Source organism: Nocardia otitidiscaviarum (assembly GCF_007362295.1).
Taxonomy (GTDB): Bacteria; Actinomycetota; Actinomycetes; order Mycobacteriales; family Mycobacteriaceae; genus Nocardia; species Nocardia otitidiscaviarum.
Genome location: NZ_CP041695.1, coordinates 1,741,579 through 1,763,467 on the forward strand (window position 1 = coordinate 1,741,579; position 21,889 = coordinate 1,763,467).

The following is a 21,889-nucleotide window of genomic DNA, read 5'->3' on the forward strand; positions in this document are numbered from 1 at the left end:
CGGCTTGCTCCGACCCGGTCATCGGAGACCGACTGCTATGGCGCGCTGCCTGCACGCCGCGAATGTGGTCAGCGTGCCGTGACGGTCTGGATCGTCGCGACGGGAGTGTTGTGGGTATCGCTGCTGACGTGACCGGTGACTACGTCGGCCTTGGCGCCCTTGACCTCGAGCGAATGGATACGCTCCCAGGTCGTTCCCTCATCGATCGCGATCGTCACGCGATAGGACTTCGCCGGGTCGAAGTTGACCGGTCCGAGCGAGGTGATCCGGAGTTCGTACCTGAAGATGCATCCGGCGGAACCAAAGCACTGCTTCTCGGTGACGGTCAGCTCCGGAGCGATGTTGGCGACGCTGGGGACGTCATAGACGACAGCGGGCGCCGGGGTAGTCGTGCGGGCCGGTCGTGTGGCGGCCGCTCCGGTGGCGGTGGTCGTGGCAGCCGCGGTGTTCTCATCGTCGCCGACGGCGGCTCCAATCGCCCCGAGCAGGACCAGTCCACCGAGTACTCCGCCCGCGATGAGGGCGAAGAGCTTGCCCTTGCCGGCATTCGGCGCTGGCGGTGGTGTGGCGGTGGGATATGGCTGGTAGGTCATGGTGACTCCTGGGTAGTGCCCGGCGAGGACTGCCGGGCACGGTGGCGGGGCTCTCCGGTCAGGGGGTGTAGGACTCGTGGATCCAGGTGCAGCCGTCGACGGTGATGACTTCGCCGTCATCGAGCTGCACGTAGGACGGACCTTCGTAGGCCTCGATGTCGATGAGTTCGGAAGAAGTTGCGCCCTTGTACGGAAGCCATTCGATGAAGCAGTAGCCGTGGTCGTCGGAGTTCGGTCCGGCGGTGCTGTAGAGGCCGGCCGGTACGTCCTCACCGACGACCTGGGTGCCTTCGTTGAGCCAGGTACGTGGGGCGGCGTACGCGGTGCCAGCAGTGATCAGTACGGCCACCGATGCGGCGGTGACCAGGGTGAGGGTTCTGTGAATCATGTGGATCGAATCCTTGGTGAGCAGGGGTGATCGGACCGCGAACCCATCCGGCGAACACGGTCGGTGAGGTACGGCGGCCTGCCGTCAGGGTCGTGGCTACGGCAGCCTCTTGAAGCTGCCGGTGGCAGGGGAGTGCTCGCTTCGGCGCGGCTGACTGGTCAGATGCCAGCCACCGCAGCTAGGGCAGTGGTAGGTGCGCTGTTCACGTCGGCGGGGATCGCGGTGATCGATTCCAGCCAGAGCCAGTTCGGCGGTCTCGGGGTCGAAGTAACGGATCTTCCCGGTCGACTCACAGTGGGATCGACGCGGAAGCGGCGGCAGATCCCGTAGATCATCGCCGTGCCGGAGGCGAACGGGCCGGTAACCACGGGCCGCGAGCCTGCGCCGGGCACCCCGGCCGTGCCCACGGTCGGTGCGCTGATCGCTGCGATGCCCCATGGCAAACCTCCTGTGACACAACCTGATCGAGATAGGCGGTGCGGAGACCTGAGTCGGCTTCCGCTGATGCAACGCAACACTAGATGGGCACTGAAAACATTGTCAATCGAAATTTTGGAGATTGACTTTAACGCTTGGGTGGGTGAAGCTATCTGGACGAGAGAGGAGGCGTATGTCGGACACCGCTCCGCTGGTCACAGCCGCAGAGATTTCCCGGCTGGCCGGTGTCACCCGAGCGACCGTCAGCAACTGGCGCCGACGGCACCCCGATTTCCCGCCGCCAGCGGGCGGCAGTGAATCGCGTCCGGTCTTCGCGTTGAACGATGTCCGGAACTGGCTGCGCGAACACGGCGTGGAATCGGCGGAATCACCGCTGCGGGAACTGCGCACCCTGCTCCGCGCGCAGGTCGTGCCCCAGGACATTCCCGGTCTTCTGGATGAACTCGCCGTGATCTCGGCGGAAAATGGTGCCTCAACGCGCAGGAAGAACGATTCCGAGATTATGCGGACGATGCGTGCCGCGGTCGCGGACGTTGGTATGGCGCCAACGGTGGAGGCGCTCGCCGAACGCGGTTTGGAAGAAGGCCCCACGACCGGCGTCTATCTCACTCCGGACGCGGTCGCTGATCTCATGGCGGAGCTCGCCCGTCCCGCAGCGGACATACCCTTCGACCGAGTGTTGGACCCGGCATGTGGGAGTGGTGGCTTGTTGGCCGCGGCGGCCCGCGTCGGTGCCCATGTGTGCTTCGGTCAAGACATTTTGCCGGTGCAAGCGCAGCGAGCCGCCCTCCTACTATCGGTACACGCCTCGGGCGCCGGGGCCACTTTCCGCGCTGGCGACAGCCTCCTCGACGACGCGTTCCCGGGGCTGGAAGTGGATGCGGTGCTGTGCAATCCGCCGTACCAACAGCGTGATTGGGGGGTGGACGAACTGTCTCTTGATCCGCGGTGGAAGTACGGAACGCCATCGCGTGGGGAATCCGAGTTGGCGTGGGTGCAGCACGCGCTGGCGCACTTGCGGCCGGGCGGAACAGCTGTGCTGTTGCTGCCGCCGGCCGTCGCGTCGCGTGCGACTGGTCGCCGGATCCGCGGTGAGCTGCTGCGTCAGGGTGCGCTTCGCGCGGTCATCGGATTACCCGCGGGTGCGGCGCCGCCGCGGCAGCTGGGCTTGCAGCTGTGGGTGCTGCGCGGTCCCGCCGCTGGCGGTGTCGCCGATGAGGTGTTGTTCATCGACGCGACCAGGCGCGATGCCGCAGTGGCGAACGCAGGTGAATGGCGGGAGTTGTCCGAAACCGCTATCGAATCGTGGCGGGCGTTCGATCGGGGTGATATCAAAACCGCCGCCAGTTCCGATGTCGCGGCTGTGGTGCGTGTGATGGACGTGCTCGATGAGGACGTGGATCTGACACCCGGGCGGTATGTCCGCGCGGCAGTCGATGCCGACCGGACGGTAAACGCAGTCGAGACCACAGTCCTCGAGCTGGCGGGTGATATCGCGGCCCTGAGCGGTGCGTTCGACAGGTTGCCGGAACTGTCCGGAGCCGAGGAGAAGCCGTGGCGCACAGCGACGGTCGCCGATCTCGACAAGGGCGGCGCGTTGCGCTTGCTCAACTACCGTTTGCGTGATGAAGCTGAACCCGTAGCCGATGCCGATCTGGGTAGGCCGGTGCTGACCGCTCGTGATCTCACTACGGGCACCGCGCCGTCAAGAGTGGTCGATACGGACTGGCCCGGCTCGGTGGTGGCGATCGAGGCCGGTGACGTGGTGATCCCACAGATACGCGGTATCCGCGACGGTCAGCTCGGCGCCCGGGTCGCGGACCGTGCCGACGCGGGTGTCGTCCTCGGCCCCAACGTCTTCCTGCTGCGCCCCGACCCCACCCGCGTCGATCCGTGGTTCCTCGCCGGGTTCGCCGCAGGTCCCGACAACGCGGCCGCGATGATGGGTGCGACAACCATCCGCGTCGTCCCCAGCCGCCTGCGCATACCGCTGCTGCCCCTCGACCAGCAGCAGCGCTACGGTGCGGCCTTCCGGCGGCTGCACCGCTTACGCAACGCCGCCCGCCGCGCCGACGACACAGCGGGCAGACTGACCGAACTCATCACCGCCGGGCTCACCGTCGGAGCGCTCGAACCACGACAACACTCCGCCGATACCGCGGAAACCACCTCTCGGAAAGGTAGGAAGTGAACACCAATAAGCACACCGAGCTGGCCAACCACGCATGGTCGGTCGCCGATCTGCTTCGCGGGGATTACAAGCAGTCCGACTACGGCAAGGTGATTCTGCCGTTCACGGTGCTACGAAGGCTCGAGTGTGTGCTGGAGCCGACGCGGGAGAAGGTGCTCGCGGTGGTGGAGGCACGTAAGGACAGCGATCTGGATCTGGATCCGTTCCTGAAGAAGGCGTCCGGTGTCCGCTTCTACAACGTCACGCCGCTGACCTTGAAGTCCATCCTGTCCGACCCGGGGCAGGTGGCGAAGAATATGACCAACTATGTCGGCGGGTTCTCCGACAACGCTCGTGAGGTGCTGGAGAAGTACGAGTTCGCCCAGCAGATCAAACGGCTCGACGGGGCCGGGCTGCTGTATCAGGTGATCGGGAAGTTCGCCGATCTGGATCTGCGGCCCGCCGTGGTGTCCAACCACAATATGGGCTACGTGTTCGAGGAGCTGATCCGGCGTTTCGCGGAACAGTCCAATGAGACCGCCGGTGAGCACTTCACCCCGCGCGAGGTCATCGAACTCATGGTGAACCTGCTGATCGCACCCGATATCGATCTGGTCGGCACCCCCGGTGTCACCCGCAAGGTACTCGACCCGGCATGCGGCACCGGCGGCATGCTCAGCGCGGCCGAAGACCACATCAAGGCATTGAATCCGCAGGCGCGCGTGGAGGTTTACGGCCAGGAGCTGAACCCCGAATCGTGGGCCATCTGCCGCTCGGACCTGATGATCAAGGACCAGGACCCCGACAACATCGTCTTCGGCAACTCCTTCAGCGACGACGGCCACAAGCACCTGCGCGCCGACTACCTGCTGGCTAATCCGCCGTTCGGCGTGGAGTGGAAGAAGGTCAAGGACGCCGTCGAGTGGGAACACAGAACCCTCGGCGACGCCGGACGTTTCGGCGCGGGCCTGCCCCGGATCAATGACGGCTCGCTGCTGTTCCTCCAGCACATGATCTCCAAGATGAAGCCCGTCGGCCCGAACGGCGGCGGCAGTCGCATCGCCATCGTCTTCAACGGTTCCCCCCTGTTCACCGGCGCCGCCGAATCCGGCGAATCCAACATCCGCCGCTGGATCATTGAGAACGACTGGCTGGAAGCCATTGTCGCCCTGCCGGATCAGCTGTTCTACAACACCGGCATCTCCACCTACTTCTGGATCCTCACCAACCGCAAAGCACCGGACCATGAGGGTAAGGTGATGCTGATAGACGCTCGCGACTATTGGGAGAAGATGCGGAAATCCCTGGGCGACAAGCGCAAACGCATCGGTGACAACCAGATCGAAGAGATCACCCGCCTCTACCGCGACGCCCTCGAGGTCGCCGCCGACCCCGGCCACCCCCTGCACGGCAAGGTGAAGGTCTTCGCCAACAGCGATTTCGGCTACCAGCGCATCACGGTCGAACGTCCGCTGCGCCTGCGCTTCGAACTCACCGAGGACGCCCTCGACCAACTCACCGCATCGGCCCCGGTCCGCAAGCTGTACACCGACCCGACCGCCTTCGCGGACCTACTGCGCAATCTCCTCGGCAAGACCTGGAATACCAAGGCCGATGCCATTACCGCGCTCAAGGACGCGCTAGCGGGTGCCGGTGAACCCTGGCCCACCGGTGCTCCCTTCGCCAAAGCCTTCCGCGACGCCCTCGGCGTTCGCGACCCCGAAGGCGAAGTGCAGCTCGTCAAGGGCACCCCCGAACCCGACACCGAACTGCGCGACTACGAGAACGTTCCGCTCGAAGAGGACGTGAACGACTATCTCGCCCGCGAGGTCCTCCCACACGTCCCCGACGCCTGGATCGACCACAGCAAAACGAAAATCGGGTACGAGATCCCCTTCACCCGGCACTTCTACGTGTACACACCGCCGCGCCCGTTGGAGGAGATCGATGCGGAGTTGAAGGCGTTGGAGGCGGAGATTCAGGAGCTGTTGGGGGAGGTGACGCAGTGAGTTATCCGTGCGTGAAGCTGAAGTATCTCGCGGATACGCTAGCTGGAGGGACCCCGGCAGTAGAGAATCCATTGTACTGGACTGATTCTCCGGAAGGAATTGCCTGGATATCGATTGGCGATATGTCAGACCGTGGTCAAGTAGAAGCTACTGGTCGGCGTGTTACTATGCAGGGTATTGAGGCAGCTCGACTGCCGGTTCTCGGCGCAGGAACGCTCTTGCTAAGCATGTACGCAAGTCTTGGGCATACTGCGCTCACGACGGAATGGTCAACCTGGAATCAGGCAATTCTCGGAATCGTTCCCAGGTCAGGATCCTCTCCGCAGTTTCTCAAGTATGCACTGGAGTCTATCAGGCCACGAATTTCCGAGTTCGCTCGAAGCAACACTCAGTCGAACCTTAATGCTGAGCAAGTCCGGAATTTGACTCTTCCTAGACCCTCGTCGGAGGAACAGCGCCGCATCGCCGACTTCCTCGACGCCGAAACCTCCCGCATCGACCGGTTGGTTGAATTGCGGCGTCGACAAATCGAATCTCTGGCCGAGCGGTCGCGCGCGATCACTTCAGAAGTGCTCGTTCCGGGCATCCTCTCGGAGTCGAGGGGAAGGTGGCCCTGGCCGTGGTTGCCAGATCTGCCCGATGACCGTCCACTGGTTAGGCTTGGCTATGTCTGCAGAATCCAGAACGGGCTTACTGTGGATGGGAAGCGTCAGGCTTCGGCCGATTGGGTGACCAGGCCGTACCTCCGGGTCGCGAATGTTCAGGCTGGCTACGTTGACCTCGGCTCAATCACGGAGATTGCAGTATCGAGAGATGTTGCCGCTCGCACGGCGCTCCGGCAAGGTGATGTGCTCATGACTGAAGGGGGCGATCTGGACAAGCTAGGCCGAGGTACGGTCTGGCATGGGGAGATTGACGGCTGCCTGCACCAGAACCATGTATTCGCCCTACGTCCAGAACGTGGCCGGCTGGATGGCGAATTCCTGGCACTGATGACTCAGACTCTACACGGTCGTTGCTACTTCGAGAGCACGGGCGTGAAGACGACAAACCTGGCATCGACTAACAGCAGCAAGATTCTAGGCTTCCCAATCCCGCTGCCCTGCATCGAGAAGCAGCGGGTTTTGGCCGCACAAGTGGCGAACGCGCAGTTGATGATTGGAAATGCTGTACGCGTCCTCGAACGGCAACACGCGCTTCTCTCCGAACGCCGCCAGGCCATCATCACTGCCGCCGTAACCGGCCAATTCGACGTAGCAACCGCCAGCGGCCGAAACACCATCCAGGGGGTATAACCGCAATGAGCCCAGTCCATGACGAACTCACCTTTGGCGACTCCATCGTCGCCGCCATGCTCGACAACGGTTGGCACAAGGGCAATCCGTATGAGTACAAGCCTGATCTCGGGGTGGACATGGGCGAATTGCTGGCCTTCATCGGGGCTACCCAGAACGACGCGTGGGATGAGCTGGTCTCCTTCTACGGGGGAGACCGGAACGCCGCCGAGCTCGGTTTCGCCAAAGCGGTGGATCAGCAGATCGGGATCAAGGGGTTGGTCGAGACCCTGCGGTCGGGGGTGAAGGATCGGGGAGTGCGGATTCGGCTGGCGTATTTCAAGCCGAATCTGGTGACGTCGCCGGATGATCTGCGGGACTATCGTGCCAATCGGTTGACTGTGGTGCGGGAGTTGCCGTATGCGGTGAAGCAGGCCGATGCCAAGCATCGGCTCGATCTGGTGTTGCTGCTCAACGGGATTCCGGTGGCGACGGCCGAGTTGAAGAATCCGCTGACCGGGCAGACGGTGGAGGATGCGAAGGAGCAGTATCGCAGCGAACGCGATCCGAGCGAGCTGATCTTCACGCGGCGGGTGATCGCGAATTTCGCTGTCGATCCGCACCTGGTGTTCGTGGCGACCCAGTTGAAGGGGAAGAAGACACGCTTTCTGCCGTTCAATACCGGTTCGGAGGGGCCGGGGGAGGCCGGTGGCGCGGGTAACCCGGCCCCGACGGTGGCGGGCAAGTACGCGACCGCCTATCTGTGGGAGCAGATCTGGCATCCGGACAACTGGCTGGACCTGCTGGAACGGTTCGTGCACACGCACGAATCGAAGGGGCCCGGCGGGCGGGGGAGCCGGACGATCATCTTCCCGCGCTATCACCAGTGGGATGTGGTCAAGAAGCTCACCGCGCACGCGGCCACACATGGTGCGGGGCACAACTATCTGGTGATGGCCTCGGCCGGTTCGGGTAAGTCGAACACGATCGGGTGGCTCGCGCATCGGCTTACCGATTTGCATACCGCGGCTGATCCCCGGCTGCTCGATCCGGCGGCCGGATTGACGCCCGGTGCACCGGTTTTCGACAAGATCGTCATCATTACCGACCGCCGCAACCTGGACAGCCAGCTGCGCGAGACGGTGGGCAGTTTCGAGCGGGTGCACGGTCTGGTCGTCAAGATCGACGACAGGCAGGGCGCGAAGTCCGAACAGCTGGCGCAGGCGCTCACGCAGGAATCCGGGAAGATCATCACCGTCACCCTGCACACCTTCCCGGCGCTGCTGGATTTCCTGCGCCGCAACCCGACCGAGCTGCGCGGCGGCAAGTTCGCGATCATCGTGGACGAGGCGCACTCCTCGCAGTCCGGTGACGCCGCCACCGCGGTCCGCGCCGCGCTGCGCGATCTCGGCCTGGACGCTGACGACGAGGAGGGCGGCGCGACGGAACTGAAGCTGGAACAGCGCCTCGACCGCAAAGCCGCCGAACGCGCACACGCGGCGAACCTGTCGTACTTCGCGTTCACCGCGACCCCCAAGGCTAAAACACTCGAATCGTTCGGCACCCTCGACGGCGACCGGTATCGACCGTTCCACACCTACTCCATGCGGCAGGCCATCGAGGAGGGCTTCATCCTCGATCCGCTGCGCAACTACGTCACCTACAAGACGTTCTACCGCCTGGTCAACGAAAACCCCTCCGACCGTGAGGTTCCCGAATCCAAGGCCAAGACGATGTTGGCCCGGTTCGCTCTCACCCACCCGTCTACGGTCGTGCAGCAGGCGCAGGTGATAGTCGAGCATTTCGTGGAGCACACCCGCGAGTTGCTCGGCGGGCGAGCCAAGGCCATGGTGGTCACCGATTCCCGCAAGAGCGCCGTGGCGATGGCACGGGCGATCAAGCGGCATCTGGCCGATATCGGCTACGACAAGAAGTACCCGGATATCGGTGTGCTGGTGGCCTTCTCGGGCGCGCTCGACTACGAGGGTGAGGAGACCACCGAAACCAAGGAGAACGGTGGCCTGCCCGAATCCCAGCTGCCGAAGGCCTTCGCCTACACCCGTGCCGACGATGTCGCTACCCGCTCGGGCGGTGCGGGACAGCGCGAGTACCGGATACTGGTGGTCGCCGAGAAGTATCAGACCGGATTCGACCAGCCGTTGCTCACCACCATGTACGTGAACAAGAAGCTGCACGGTATCGCCGCCGTGCAGACTTTGTCGCGGCTCAACCGCACCCATGAGCTGAAGACCCAGGCCGACCTCGCCGTGCTCGATTTCGCCAACGACGGCGAGGACATTCAGAAGTCGTTCCGGCCCTACTACGAACTGGCCGAGACGATGCCCACCGACCCGAACCTGCTGTATCTGGCGCAGACCAAAGTCATGGCCGCCCCGATACTCATCGAATCGGAGATGCGCGCGTTCGCCGAGGCCTACCTGACCGCCGAACAGCAGGCCGCCGGATCACAGGCGAAATGGCAGAAGCTACATGCCGAGCTGTACCGGCACCTCCAGCCAGCCGTGGACAGGTTCACCGCACTGCTGCACGGCGACGAGGAATCAGACGTGGAGCTCGCCGAACAATTCCGGATCGAGCTGCGCGACTATGTACGCAAGTATGGATTCCTCGCCCAGATCGTGCCCTATCGGGATGCCGAGCTCGAGCTGCTGCACCTGTACGGCAAGCATCTGCTGAATGTCCTGCCGCGACGAGCCGACGGCGGGGTGGATGTCGGAGAAGTCGATCTCAGCCATGTTCGCGTCCAGCACATCGGGGACCTCGATCTCGGACTTGCCCCGGAAGGCCCGGCCACGCTCCGCGGATTCGGTGAATCGGCCGCCGCGCCGAAAGAACCGGAGAAATCGTTGCTGTCGGAGCTGATCGACCAGCTCAACGAACGCTTCGGCACCGAATTCGACGAGGGGGACCTGGCGAAGCCCTACCAGGAGGCGATGGCCGATCCCGAGGTCCAGTTGGCCGCCGTCGCCAATCGCAGCGAGGACGAGTTCCAGGGCAAGTTCGTCGAGGTGTTCCAGGACAAGATGATGGAACACCTCGACACTGTCGCCGACCTCGGCAACAAGTACTTCAGCCGCTCCGAGCCCGCGTTCAAGGAAACACTGAACCGGCACGCCAGCCGGGCGGCGTGGCGAATGATCCGGCGACAGCACGGTCTGGACGGAGTAGCATGACCGACTTCCCGACCCGCGTTCCCAGTCGTGACGGTGGCGTACTCCGCCCGGCTCAAACTGGAGGTAGGCAGATCGGCGTGTACGGACGTCTACCGGTAGCGACGTAGGGGAGCAGGGGGAACGACCTATGCGGGTGCGGCGGATCGACAACCGCTACGAACTCACCGAGCAGATCTCATCCGGCGGAATGGGCTCGGTCTGGCGCGGCTACGACATCGTGCTCGACCGGGCGGTCGCAGTGAAGACCATTCGCGTCGACCAGGTGGTCACCGCGGAGCAGGCCGAGGAGTTCACCGAACGATTCCGCCGCGAAGCTCGGGTCACCGCGCGTATTCGACACCACGGCGTACCACAGGTATTCGACGCCGTGCTCGACGCGTCGTTCGAGACGGTGTACCTGGTGATGGAGCTCATCGATGGGGTTCCGTTGCAGAACTACATCGACCCGGACCACCCGCTGCCGCTGTCATGGGTGGCGTCCGTGGCCGCCCAGATCGCCACGGTGCTGTCGTACGCGCACGCGCTGCCGGTGGTGCACCGCGATCTCAAACCCGGCAACGTGTTGATCACCCGGGACGGCTCGGTCAAGGTCATCGATTTCGGCATAGCCGCCATCCTCGATGGTTCGGCGCCGAAGCTGACGGTGACCGGACAACAGATCGGCACGCTCCGGTACATGTCACCCGAACGGGTCCACGGCCGCCGGGTCACGCCGCTCAGCGACCTGTACGCGCTCGGCTGCCTGATGCACGAAATGATCAGTGGCCGACCGCTGTTCGAGGCGGATTCGGAGTTCTCGATCATGATCGCGCATGCCGAACAGGCACCGACTCCGCTCCGGCGGCTCGGTCTCGACGTACCCGCCGAGTTCGAGCAGCTCGTACTCGACTTGGTGCAGAAAGACCCGCACCGGCGGCCCGCCGACGCCTACTCCGTGTACGAGCGCCTGCTGCCGTTTCTGCCCGGTCCCGGCACACCAATCCCGCCCACCGAGCTGTACTTGCCCGGATTCCCGGACCCGACACGGGTATTTCGGCGGCCGAACGCACCCCTGGAGACCGGCCAGATCGAAGCGACTCGCCTCCGCCCGCAGGCGGCCGCGCCCACCGCGCCGATGTCGGCGCAGCATTTGCAGACCGCGATCACCGACGCCGAGGACCGATACGTGCAGCTGGTCCGAGCTGGACGCTACACCCAAGCCGCAGATGCGTTGAGGGCTGTGATCGACAGTGCCGCGGCGGCATTGGGCAAGGAGAATGTCCAAGTGCTGACCCTCCGCAAAGATGTGGCCGCCGCCTGGGCACTGGCCGGTGAAGACCGCCGCGCCTGCCGCGAATTCGACCTGCTCGCCAAGGCATACCAGCGTGCCGAGGGCCGGTTCAGCCGCTCGGCCCTGGAATGCCGCGCCGGCGCCGCCCGCGCCCGGATGGCGCTCGGCGACATCGAGAGCGGTTTGGCCGAACTCGAACAGATCCTCGCCGAGGTGACCACTGCCGACGGCAGTGGCTCCGAACTGGCCCTCGACCTGCGCTTCGAGATCGGCGACCTGAAACGCGAGATCGGCGACCTACCGGCCGCGCGCACGATGCTGCAAGCGCTGCTGGACGATCTGATGATGATCAGAGGTCCTCGCGATCCGTTCACCGTGGAGGTCGGGGAGCTGTTGGCCGCGCTCTGACTCCGCATCAGGGGACCAGAGCGCCAAGGGCCCGTCGATCCGCACGTTCGGAAGCGCCGCCGATCCAGGTTCCACGGCAGCCGGACCGTCGATCAGTCACGAACCTCGCGGAACAGCGCCGCGAGTTGATCGTCCATCCAGTAGTAGCAGCGGCCGTCGTCGAGATACTCCCACCACCACAGGTAGTTTCGGCCAGCATCGGCACACAGCTTCCCCGGTCGGCTCAGCAGGGCGGCCACCGACTGGCTGTTGGGCAGGCCGAGCAGCTCAGCCAGTTCCTCGCCGGAGAACTGCCGATTGGGGTGGTCGATGAGGAGTGAGAACAAGGACCGCGCGCGATCGGTCAGCTCGCTCCACAACTCCGTGGCCAGGTCGAGATCGTCGGCTTCCCATGGACGTCGACCGTGTCGTCGGCGCGGATTCTCCGGCTGTTCGGCACTTCGTACCGACCGGGCCCCCGGCGCATTGCGGTCGGGAGAGCCCCAGTGCTCCTCCTTGTACCGCTCCATGGCATCACCTTGCAGTTGCGCCGTCGCGTTCCCGCGTCGAACCCAGAACTCGGATTCGCCCTTACCGCCCAGGCGTTTCGTCCGTGTGACGAATACCGGCCTGACCGCGGGCATGACAATGACCTGGCAAACTTGCTTACCCGAGATCGAGGGGAATTCGACACGTACGGTGGCGGCGGTGGTCGTGGAGAGGTTGTTCTCGATCATTTCCCGGACACGCAGTTCGTACTTGTCCACGTCCGAGACATTGATGGATCGCATATCGCCGTGCAGGCCGACGGGGTTGCCGTTGTCCTCCACACCGATGAACAGTGACCCGCCGTCGGCGTTGAGCAGCCCACAGACGGTCTTGGCGATGATGTACTGCCGATCCGGCTCGGCTTGATTCGTCTTGAGATCCAAGAATGCCGACGCCTTGAACTCGACCGTGTGGCACTCGCCACCGGCGACGAGTTCCTCCGGTGGTGTCTGTTCGGGTTCGTCCGGCTGCGCGAATCCGCTCTCCATCGCGGTGGCGATCAGATTGAGCAGGACGGCCTCACGTTGTCCGATGAAGGTCTCGAAGTCGTCGTGCAGCAGGACATCCGGATTGATCAGATGCGTGGCCACGTGGGAGCGCAGTGCGGGCGCGTCGACGGCACCCATGCCGGTCAGCTTCGTCAGGTAGTTCGACGGGGCGGACCCACCGAGAATGTGGCGGTTGGTGTAGGCGGACAGCGGGGTCTTGTTGATCACCGAGTCGTAGATGGCACGGTCGAGGCCCTGCTTGGCACACCACGCCTGGGGAAACACGTGGTGAATGTCGATGGCGTCATCGAAATACGTTGCGGCATTGATGGGATTGCCGCTGCACCAATCCCGCGCGCCATTGGCCAACAGCAAGGCGTACACACCCTTGTACGCCGCGCTGTTCCGCGTTCTCAGCGTGCGCAAGCGCCCCGGGGCGAACTGGGCTTCGGCAATCGTTCGAGGCTCGGACGACGTGCGCCCGAGCGCCCAATCCACCACCTCGGGAAGGTCTCGCGCGAAACGGGTTTCGGTCGTTCCGCTGTAGAGCTCGCCGAACACTCCGCACCAGTACCAGCGTGCGACCTTCTGCTGGACGTCATACCGATGCCACGACTGGCCGAGTGCCGCGCAGACCGCTGCCAAGGGGATCAATTGTGCGCCGTAGGGTACGAACTTCACGTCGAAGATGCTGCGGTGATGGAGGAACTTCGCGGCCATGAGCAGCCCGCTCGCGATCTCCTCGCTGCACTTCTTGTAATCGTCCAGCGGCAGCCGCAGCATGTCGACTCGGCGACACCCGATGCGCGAACCGCCCTTAGGGTCGGAGGTACCGGTGGTCGCCCGCCGTCGGAAGGTGGCCAGCAGTGTGACAGCTTGCAGGAAGTCCGTTTCCGAAACATCCGACAGCACACGGAATTTGCTGTCGCTCCACTGCATGCGGCACTGATCCCAGTGTTCACGAAGATTGAACTCATCGGCAGCATATGTGGCCGTGAGCAACTCGAAAACGGTCAGGGTGACGCCGCCGGTATTGACCTTCTCGAATACCTGGCAGACAGCTTCCCGTGGGGTGGAGGCGGAGAGTTCGATCACCGGGACCAGGTACTGCTCGAACCGCTTGATGAACCGCCGATTGAAGTTCTGCCAGCGCTTGAACGCGGCTGCCGGATCGTCGTGCAATTCGGCGTAGCGGTAGCCCCACTCGTCCGCGTCGAAAACGTGGGCCATGGGAAAAAGTCCTGCCCGGCATTCCCCGTCCATCGTCGACAGATCCAACTCGGTACGCCCGAAGCTGGCGCGGGTCTTACGGTCCGCCGGAATGAAGCGAAACGCCTCGTCCGGGTCGGCGTCGTCGGCGAGTACCAGGTCGATATCGACGTAGAACCACCCCTCGACCTTCCGCCGCCGCTCGTCGATGGTGGCCACCGGCCGACCCAGCATCAGTGCTTGATACAGCGAGGTGATCCGCTGCTGCCCGTCCAGGAGCAACTGCGTCGCTGGCACATTGCCGGGCAGCTCGACGCCTTCGATGGGGCGCTGTTTGAAGCGGGTGTGGCCACCGGCCTGGAGCATCATCAGCGTTCCGACCGGGAAGCCTCGTGATACTGATCCCAGCAAGCTGCGGATATTGTTCTCCGGCCATACCCAGCCGCGTTGGAATTCCGGCAGCTGAATCTGACCCTCCCTGGCCTGCTCGAGCAGATTGCGAAGGAACGGCTTCTTGATCTCGAAGGCCTCGACACTCACCGATGTATACCCCTAGTCATGCACCCGATGCCCCCGTGGCCTCCGGCGGGTCGACTGTAGCAACGGTTGTTGCGAACTACCCTGTGGTTCAAGCAATCTGGCGCAGTATGTCATAAGCATCGGCGTAGGCCGGGATCGGCGTCCGCCTTCTCAGTCCTATCGGGCTCGGTGAGCGACTCACGATACGTTTGCGCCGTTCAATTCTTGGCAGAACGGCGATCAAGCTGAGATACCGGTCGGGCGACCGGCCTGAAGGCTGACTGATCATCGACCTCTGGGGAGGACTTCGAAGGCTTGCATGCGAGGGGTGCCTGCCCCGGATTCGGCGACGGTGACTGGCGAGCAAACCCACGGCATCAATGCGTCGTGGAACAACGGGGCAGGACGTTGCCGGGGCTGAGCTGCTCTCGCGGTCGATCGCGCGGTCGCGTCGGCAGCCGAGTAGCGGTTCAGCACGCCGGAAAGGGGTGCGCTCGGCGCGAGCCGCGAGAACCGGTGCGAATGAGCGATTCTCCGCACATCAGGCGCGGTCGTCGGGCAAGCTGATACGGCCGCGGTGGTTCTGGGAACCAGGACGGGCTCGAAGCGCGGCGACTGTTGCTTAGTGTGATGAAACCGTCCGTCTGGCATTGACTTTGGCGAGGGGTACTGCGGAATTGACTGGGGCTTGGAATGTGTTCGAGTCGCGGCGGCAGAGGTGGCCGTTTCCGTTCGGGTTCGGCGGGGCGGGGGTTCGGGCGCTGCCGGTCGTACTGCGGTGAGCGTGGACGGTCTGTCGTTCGCGGCGCTCGATGTGGAGACCGCGAACTCGGCGCGGGGGAGTGTGTGTGCCATCGGGGTTTCCGTCGTATGGGAGGGAAGGCGGGTTGGTAGTCATTCGTGGTTGTGTCGGCCGCCGGGGGCCGTGGACTTCTTTGCGCGGCACAACGTTCGTGTGCACGGGATTTCGGCTGCTACGGTGGCCGGGGAACCGGCGTTCGGAGAGGTGTGGCCCGAGGTAGTGCGGGTCGTCGGTGGGCTGCCGGTGGTGGCGCACAATGCTGGGTTCGACAGTGGGGCGGTGCGAGAAGCGTGTGGGCACAGTGGGATCGACGCGCCGGGGTGGGAATTCCGCTGTAGCTTGGCGATCGCGCGGCGGCATCTGGATTTGGAGAGCTATCGGCTGCCGGATGTTGCCGGGGCGCTGGGGGTCGAGTTGATCGCCCATCACGACGCGGGGGCGGATGCCGTTGCGGCGGCGGACATCGTGGTGGCGTTGGCGGCGCGAGTGGGGGTGGACAGTCTCGCGGAGCTCGAGCGGTTGGGGGAGGTGCGGCCCTACCGGCCGGTTCGGGGTGGCTCGGGTCGCCGTCAGCGGCGCTCCGCGTTCCCGCGTGCGGAATTGGTGATGCCGGAGGTGAGTGGCGGGGATCCGGGGCACCCGTTGTCCGGGCAGGTGGTGGTGTTCACCGGGGAGCTGGCCGCCATGAGTCGGCAGGAGGCATGGGATGCCATCGCCGCTTGCGGAGCCACCCCGGCGCGGAATGTCACCCGGCGGACTACGTGTTTGGTGATCGGGGATGGGTTCGAAGGGACGGAGCCCGGCGCGTTCACCACCGTCAAGGCTCGGCAGGTTGCGGAGTTGCGGGCGAAGGGATTCCAGGTCGAGGTGATGGATGAACGACAGTTCCTCGCCCGTCTCGATCTGGAGCGACACGCTGTGGGGGCGCATGCCAAACCGATCGCGGTGATCTCGTAGCAGGATTGGTGGTCGTGAAGTACGACGACGATGCGTTTCGCGAGTACGTGGCCGACCGGCTTGCCGCACTTCCAGATGTGCGGGCGGTGTCGCTCGGGGGTTCACGCGCACAGGATACGCACTCGCCGGACAGCGACTGGGATTTCGGGATCTATTATCGCGGCACGTTCGATCCTGAGGGTCTGCGCGCGATCGGTTGGGATGGAGAGGTATTCGATGTCGGTTCGTGGGGTGCCGGTGTGTTCAACGGTGGTGCGTGGCTGACCATCGACGGTCGGCACGTCGATGTGCTCTACCGCGATCTCGACGTTGTCGAACACGAGTTGAAGGAGGCTGGGGCGGGGCGGTTCCATTGGGAACCGCTGATGTTCCACCTCGCGGGGATCCCGAGCTATCTCGTCGTGGCGGAACTGGCTGTGAACGAGGTCCTTCGCGGAAGCCTGCCCCGGCCGGAGTTTCCCGACGCGCTGCGGGAGTCGGCACCGAAGCAATGGCGGGAACGAGCGAATCTCACGATGCTGTATGCCAAGAAGGCTTATGTGGCACGTGGTCAGGTAGCCGAGGTCGCCGGTGCACTGGCGACGGCCGCAATGTACACGGCTCACGCCGTACTTGCCGCCCGTGGTGAATGGGTGCTCAACGAGAAGCGGATGCTCGCCAATGCCGGTCTGCGGGAGGTCGATCACATCATCGCGGAGCTCGGTCAGGATTCGCAATCCTTGGCTCGAGCGGTCGCCGCTGCCGAACGGCTATTCGCTGAGGAGTAGTTGTCCAGGAAGTTCAGCCCGTATACATCGTGTTGCCGGTCGTCCGAATCTCCTCGAGGGCCTGCGGCGTGTACAGGTAGGGTTCGAGGTGCACGATGTAGCGGAGCAAGGGCCTGCCCTGCTGGAGGTACGCCTCGACCTCCACCACTAAGCCGCTCGGTCCCAGGCCCATGGACACGACCTGTTGGTAGTCCGACTTTCCGCTGGTGTTCTCCTCCCATAACCGCACGTTCTCCGCATTGAACCCCCAGCGTGTGATGCCTTCGCGCAGTTCCCCATTGGCCTGTTCCGGGGTATCGAGCGGTCGGAAGAAGACGATTTCCTGGTACGGCTCTTCGGCTGGTCCGGACGAGACGAAGCCGATGGTGTTCGCCTCGATCGTTTCGGTTCGGTTCGGACCCAATAGTTCGAGGGTGATCATCGGTTGGTCGGGCCCACCGATGATCGGACCCATGATTTGGCCCTCCATACCTGCTGCGGCTTTGGTCAGTTCGCGGTTGCGGAGGTCGAATCGGGCGTGGCCGGTTTGCTTGATCTGTTCGATCCCGGCCGGGGTCAGTTGTGCGAACTCGGTGGTGCTGGGCACGGGTTTCTCCTTGCCGGTCGGGACGGCGCACCCGATGGCCACCAGCAGGATCGCTGCGATGCACAGCTGTACTTTCCTCAGAACAGATGTCCGATCGCTAAGCCGATGAGAAACGCGATCAGCACGACTACGAAGCCGGCGAATGCGGTGACGAAGCCGACGCCGATCCGGCGGGCGGCACCGGCGAACGGGAGCAGCACTGAACCTGTCAGCGCCGGTGTGAGGATCGCCCACACGGCGTCGTTCGGGAGCCACCCGATATAGGGCAATGAGATGCAGATGAGGCCGGCTATGGCTGCGGCGAAGGATTCGGGGCCGAACCAGTCATTGCGGAGGAAGCCGGGGTTCTGGTCGGTCACAGTGTCACCAGCCAGAAGAACAGTAGGAAGGCGCAGGCCGCTGTGGTCCCGAGGGCGGTGCCTCTAGAGGCTGAAGTTCCCTTGCGGAACAGTAGAATCGCGCCTGTCACCATCACGGCTGCGACTATGGAGAACAGCAGATGCCGGGATGGGTCGGCGACGGGGTCCGAGTTGACGATGGCTGAGCCGATGGCTGCGAACAGCGCAGCTTCGAAAGCGATCGCGAGGGGCAGCGCGAGTGTTGCCCAGCGCCAGAACGAGCGATCGACTGTCCGGCTGTCGGATTCGTTGTGGATCATTTGGTCACGACCACGACGGATGGCGGGTTGTGCACGCTGCCGAGTTGGGTCGGCGCATTGCGCTGCCAGTCGGGCTGACTGAAGTCGGCCCGGAATGGGTCGAACATTGCGGTACCTCCACCGACTTCGTGATGAAATGGCAGGTTGAACAGAGGGCCCCACTGGCTGCCGGAATCCGCCGCGTCGATGAGCACAGGCCGCGCGGTTCCAGCTGAGTTGTCCTGGTATATCTCGACGGAGGGGTAATCGGTGATGAGTCCACCCGCGACTATCCGGGCGGTTCCAGGGTTTCCGCTCTCCGGGGCGAATACTATCTCGCCGTTGACGGAATGCCCGGAAAGTGATGAGCCCGGCGGTGCGAACGGATTCACGGCGTCGTAGCGGACCAGCACCGATCCATCCTTCAGCTGTTGCGCTTCCACCTCCGGACGGTCCACCTTGACATCGCCGTCGACGGTCACCGAAGGGTTCTGTCTGGTCACGATGATCCCGTTCTCGTAGTCCACATAGGTGACCACACGAGCATGTTCAGGGTCGAAGTAGGGATCCTCCTGGCGATTGTCGCCCAGATCGTATTCGGGGAGGTTCGTGACCTGTGCGGCGGGAATGTAGAACGCCGAGCGGACTGAACCCTGGCCTGGAACCGGGTTGATCCGCCCGACAACGATTTCGGGCGATACGCCGTTGTACTTGGGGCTGTAGCTGTTCGGATTGAGCACTTCTGCTGTAGCCCAATCGGTCGGACTGCCGGGTGCCCGGCCGAATACCTGCTGAAAAGCAGCAGCCGAGGTGCGGATGCGTTCGGGATCGGCTCGTGGATCCGTGGCTTGGGCGGACACGATCTCGGCGTAGGCGGCAGCGAGGACGGGTGCCGGCGCCGTGGCCTCCAGTTCGCGATTCGCCTGCGAGATCAGAGCTCCCCAGTGGGCGTCGTAGGTCACAAGGGCTTCGACGAGCCCGGCCAGCCTCGACAGCTGGATTCCAGCTTCGGAATTCCAGTCCTCGACACCGTCGATGCTCCAGTCGTCGCCGACCGTGATCGGCGGGCGGACGTAGTTGCGGAAGATTGTTTTGATGTCGTCGATCGGGCCGGTCATGTCCCGTACCGCGCCCGCGCATGCGCTCGACAGGTTGTCGTAGGCGATCGCGATGGCACGCATTTGCGTCTGTTCTCGGTCGGCTCTCGACTCGGCGGCGTATCTGGCCTCGCCTTTCCAGGCCAGGTCGTAGATCGTGCCGTGCATGTCGTTCGATGCGGCGATGCACGTGTCGGCGATGTGGGAAGCGTTCTCGGCGACCTTCTGGTAGCCGGTCACATCCCAGTTCAGGACCTGAAGTGGAGTCGGCATCACCCACCGTCCTGCGGTGGTGCCCCGGTGTTGATATCGGTGATAGCCGCGAGACGGCTCGCAATCTCCATGTCGGTGCCGCTGTACGTTTCCGCCGACAGCGCCAGGATGGCGGAGAACTGATTGAACCGGGCCTTCAGCAGGTCCTTCGCCTGTCGGCTACGCGGGTCGGAATCGACCAATGCGCTTCCGACCGATGAGCCGAGCATCCTGTTGGCTGCGGGTTCGGCACCCAGGTGGGGAGCGCTGTCGATCTGGGTGGACAGCAGTGCCAGCGCCCCCGCAGCCGCGCGGAGTCCCTCGGGATTCACTTCGAACGTCATACTTCTCCCTGGACCGCCGATACCGAGCAGACTCTAGCGCACCGACTACGGTTGATAGCGGAGTGTTATCACTATCGACGCAGGTGAGGCGGTTTCGGTTCCTGCTGGGCGGGGATTCGCGGGGGCGGCCGATAAGCTCCTACCCGTGACCGACGAGAAGCTGCTGCAGGGACCCATCCACGCCGTTCATGTCGAGCTCGGCGCTACCTTCGCACCGTTCGGGGGGTGGGAGATGCCGGTTTCTTATGCGGGGACGGTGGGGGAGCACACGGCGGTGCGGACCGCGGTGGGGCTTTTCGATGTGAGTCATCTGGGGAAGGCGACCGTCAAGGGGGCGGGGGCGGCGGCGTTCGTGAATTCGGCGCTGAGCAATGATCTCGGGCGGATTCGGCCGGGGAAGGCGCAGTACACGTTGTGCTGTACGGCCGAGGGCGGGGTAATCGATGATCTGATCGCCTACTACGTGTCGGATGACGAGATCTTCCTGGTGCCGAATGCGGCGAATACGGCGGCGGTGGTGGCCGAGTTGGCGAAGGCCGCGCCGGACGGGGTGACGGTTACCGACGAGCATCGGGAATACGCGGTGTTCGCGGTGCAGGGGCCGAAGTCGGCGGAGGTGCTGACGGCGCTCGGGTTGCCGACCGATATGGAGTACATGGCGTACGCCGACGCGGAGTGGGAGGGGCGGCCGGTTCGGGTGTGCCGCACCGGCTACACCGGGGAGCACGGGTACGAATTGCTGCCGCGCTGGGCGGATGCCGAGGCGCTGTTCCGGGCGCTCGTCGCGCAGGTGCGTGCCGCCGGCGGGCAGCCGGCGGGGCTCGGTGCCCGGGATACGTTGCGCACCGAGATGGGGTATCCGCTGCACGGACACGAACTGTCGCTGGAGATCTCGCCGGTGCAGGCTCGTGCCGGGTGGGCGGTCGGGTGGAAGAAGCCGGAGTTCTGGGGTAAGGCCGCGCTGGAGCAGGAGAAGGCGGCCGGGCCGAAGCGAATGCTGTTGGGGCTGAAGGCACTCGATCGGGGTGTGCTGCGGCAGGGGCAGGCCGTGATGCGGGGTGACGAGCGGGTGGGGGAGACCACCTCCGGCACGTTCTCTCCGACGCTCAAGATCGGTATCGCGCTCGCACTGCTCGACACCGCCGCGGGACTCGCGGAGGGCGACGAGGTGGAGGTCGACGTGCGCGGGCGTCGGCTGCGGTGCGAGGTGGTGCGGCCGCCCTTCGTGCAGGCGAAGACTGCCTGAATGGTCACCGGGCCAGTGGATGGCGGCGGGCGAAGTCGGTGTATCGCGGCCGCCTTTGCGGGGCGTGCGCTCTGACAGTAATCCGGTTGTCGTTCCGCACACGCCGCCGCCAGACTCGTGCTCATGTCGCGAGTGGACGAAGTCTGTGACGGGCGGTTGGCGTGGACGACGGTGGATCTTGTCGTCATCGAGGACTCGTGTGCGCAGCCATTGCGAATGGCGCTCGAGGAGTTCGGGATTCAGGTCAACTTCCTGACCATCGGGCAGGCCCGGCATCTGGTGGCCGCGCTCGGGGGTGAGCGCTCGGTCGCGCCCTATGTGGTGCTCTGCTGCCACGGGATCGACGGGGCGATTCTGCTGCCGGGGCTCGGCGGTGAGATCGCCGCCGCGCAGCCGTTCGACCGGCTCGGGCCGGAGGAGGTGCGCGAGCATTTCCGGTTGGCGGGCAGCACGGTGCTGTCGCTCGGCTGCGATACCGGGGACAAGGAGCTCGCGCAAGCGTTCCTGGACAGTGGGGCGGCGGCCTATATCGCCCCGGTCGACGCCCCGTACGGGCATGCCGGCCTGTTCGCGGCGCTGTACCTGTTCTACGAACTCACCCAGGGACGCCCGCTCGACGCGGGCGTCGCCAAGCTGCGGGCGCACGATGGGGAGCTGGCCATGTGGGAGTTTTTCCGAGGCGGCACCGGCGGCTCCGGAGCGGCGAATTAAAC

At 64.4% G+C, this 21,889-nt stretch carries 17 protein-coding genes; 9 read left to right on the top strand and 8 right to left on the bottom strand.

Features of this window, described 5'->3' with window-relative positions; genetic code table 11:
- Positions 1-68 precede the first annotated feature (68 nt).
- Both FOH10_RS07380 and FOH10_RS07385 read right to left on the bottom strand, forming a co-directional pair.
- Complete coding sequence (locus FOH10_RS07380) at positions 69-593, bottom strand: hypothetical protein (protein WP_143980156.1); 525 nt, start codon at positions 591-593, stop codon at positions 69-71.
- 58 nt (positions 594-651) lie between these two features.
- Positions 652-981 (bottom strand): Rv1352/Rv1906c domain-containing protein, encoded by a 330-nt coding sequence (locus tag FOH10_RS07385; RefSeq protein WP_143980157.1) that lies wholly within the window; start codon positions 979-981, stop codon positions 652-654.
- Between the two features lie 610 nt (positions 982-1,591).
- On the opposite strand from FOH10_RS07385, the gene FOH10_RS07395 reads away from it, so the two are divergent.
- The 5 genes from FOH10_RS07395 (at position 1,592) to FOH10_RS07415 (ending at position 11,744) form a co-directional block, all read left to right on the top strand.
- The gene (locus FOH10_RS07395) at positions 1,592-3,610 is read left to right on the top strand and encodes an N-6 DNA methylase (RefSeq protein WP_143980158.1); all 2,019 of its coding nucleotides are present in this window, start codon (positions 1,592-1,594) and stop codon (positions 3,608-3,610) included.
- Positions 3,607-5,598 carry a type I restriction-modification system subunit M gene (locus FOH10_RS07400; RefSeq protein WP_143980159.1) on the top strand — a complete coding sequence of 664 codons (1,992 nt, stop codon included), beginning with the start codon at positions 3,607-3,609 and terminating at the stop codon, positions 5,596-5,598. Before FOH10_RS07395 ends, FOH10_RS07400 begins: the two co-directional genes overlap by 4 nt.
- A gap of 11 nt (positions 5,599-5,609) precedes the next feature.
- Positions 5,610-6,893, top strand: coding sequence for a restriction endonuclease subunit S (locus tag FOH10_RS07405; RefSeq protein ID WP_143980160.1), 1,284 nt, complete (start codon positions 5,610-5,612; stop codon positions 6,891-6,893).
- 5 nt (positions 6,894-6,898) lie between these two features.
- Complete coding sequence (locus tag FOH10_RS07410; RefSeq protein WP_143980161.1) at positions 6,899-10,066, top strand: type I restriction endonuclease subunit R; 3,168 nt, start codon at positions 6,899-6,901, stop codon at positions 10,064-10,066.
- 127 nt (positions 10,067-10,193) lie between these two features.
- Positions 10,194-11,744: a serine/threonine-protein kinase gene (locus FOH10_RS07415; protein ID WP_143980162.1), complete on the top strand. Its 1,551-nt coding sequence runs from the start codon at positions 10,194-10,196 to the stop codon at positions 11,742-11,744.
- A 92-nt stretch (positions 11,745-11,836) separates the two neighbouring features.
- Here the strand turns inward: FOH10_RS07415 and FOH10_RS07420 are convergent, their stop codons facing one another.
- Positions 11,837-14,509, bottom strand: a complete 2,673-nt coding sequence (locus FOH10_RS07420) for a GmrSD restriction endonuclease domain-containing protein (protein WP_143980163.1) — start codon at positions 14,507-14,509, stop codon at positions 11,837-11,839.
- 958 nt (positions 14,510-15,467) lie between these two features.
- Between FOH10_RS07420 and FOH10_RS07425 the strand changes: the two genes are divergently transcribed.
- Both FOH10_RS07425 and FOH10_RS07430 read left to right on the top strand, forming a co-directional pair.
- Positions 15,468-16,247 carry a BRCT domain-containing protein gene (locus tag FOH10_RS07425; protein ID WP_221937938.1) on the top strand — a complete coding sequence of 260 codons (780 nt, stop codon included), beginning with the start codon at positions 15,468-15,470 and terminating at the stop codon, positions 16,245-16,247.
- Between the two features lie 14 nt (positions 16,248-16,261).
- Positions 16,262-17,014, top strand: a complete 753-nt coding sequence (locus FOH10_RS07430) for a nucleotidyltransferase domain-containing protein (protein WP_186000754.1) — start codon at positions 16,262-16,264, stop codon at positions 17,012-17,014.
- Positions 17,015-17,027: 13 nt separating this feature from the next.
- Here the strand turns inward: FOH10_RS07430 and FOH10_RS07435 are convergent, their stop codons facing one another.
- From FOH10_RS07435 to FOH10_RS07455, 5 genes are all read right to left on the bottom strand, one after another.
- Entirely contained in the window at positions 17,028-17,600 is a 573-nt protein-coding gene (locus tag FOH10_RS07435) for a hypothetical protein (RefSeq protein WP_143980166.1), read from the bottom strand.
- Between the two features lie 77 nt (positions 17,601-17,677).
- The gene (locus FOH10_RS07440) at positions 17,678-17,959 is read right to left on the bottom strand and encodes a hypothetical protein (RefSeq protein WP_143980167.1); all 282 of its coding nucleotides are present in this window, start codon (positions 17,957-17,959) and stop codon (positions 17,678-17,680) included.
- Positions 17,956-18,258 carry a hypothetical protein gene (locus FOH10_RS07445; protein ID WP_051037255.1) on the bottom strand — a complete coding sequence of 101 codons (303 nt, stop codon included), beginning with the start codon at positions 18,256-18,258 and terminating at the stop codon, positions 17,956-17,958. The genes FOH10_RS07440 and FOH10_RS07445 overlap by 4 nt, the downstream gene beginning before the upstream one ends.
- On the bottom strand, positions 18,255-19,607 hold the full coding sequence (locus FOH10_RS07450) for a hypothetical protein (protein WP_143980168.1): 1,353 nt from the start codon (positions 19,605-19,607) through the stop codon (positions 18,255-18,257). The genes FOH10_RS07445 and FOH10_RS07450 overlap by 4 nt, the downstream gene beginning before the upstream one ends.
- On the bottom strand, positions 19,607-19,930 hold the full coding sequence (locus tag FOH10_RS07455; protein ID WP_143980169.1) for a hypothetical protein: 324 nt from the start codon (positions 19,928-19,930) through the stop codon (positions 19,607-19,609). Before FOH10_RS07455 ends, FOH10_RS07450 begins: the two co-directional genes overlap by 1 nt.
- 145 nt (positions 19,931-20,075) lie before the next feature.
- Here FOH10_RS07455 and gcvT point away from each other — a divergent pair, with 145 nt between their 5' ends.
- Together gcvT and FOH10_RS07465 are read left to right on the top strand one after the other, a co-directional pair.
- Positions 20,076-21,176, top strand: a complete 1,101-nt coding sequence (gcvT, locus tag FOH10_RS07460; RefSeq protein WP_143980170.1) for a glycine cleavage system aminomethyltransferase GcvT — start codon at positions 20,076-20,078, stop codon at positions 21,174-21,176.
- A 123-nt stretch (positions 21,177-21,299) separates the two neighbouring features.
- Positions 21,300-21,887 carry a hypothetical protein gene (locus FOH10_RS07465; protein WP_143980171.1) on the top strand — a complete coding sequence of 196 codons (588 nt, stop codon included), beginning with the start codon at positions 21,300-21,302 and terminating at the stop codon, positions 21,885-21,887.
- Positions 21,888-21,889: the final 2 nt, after the last annotated feature.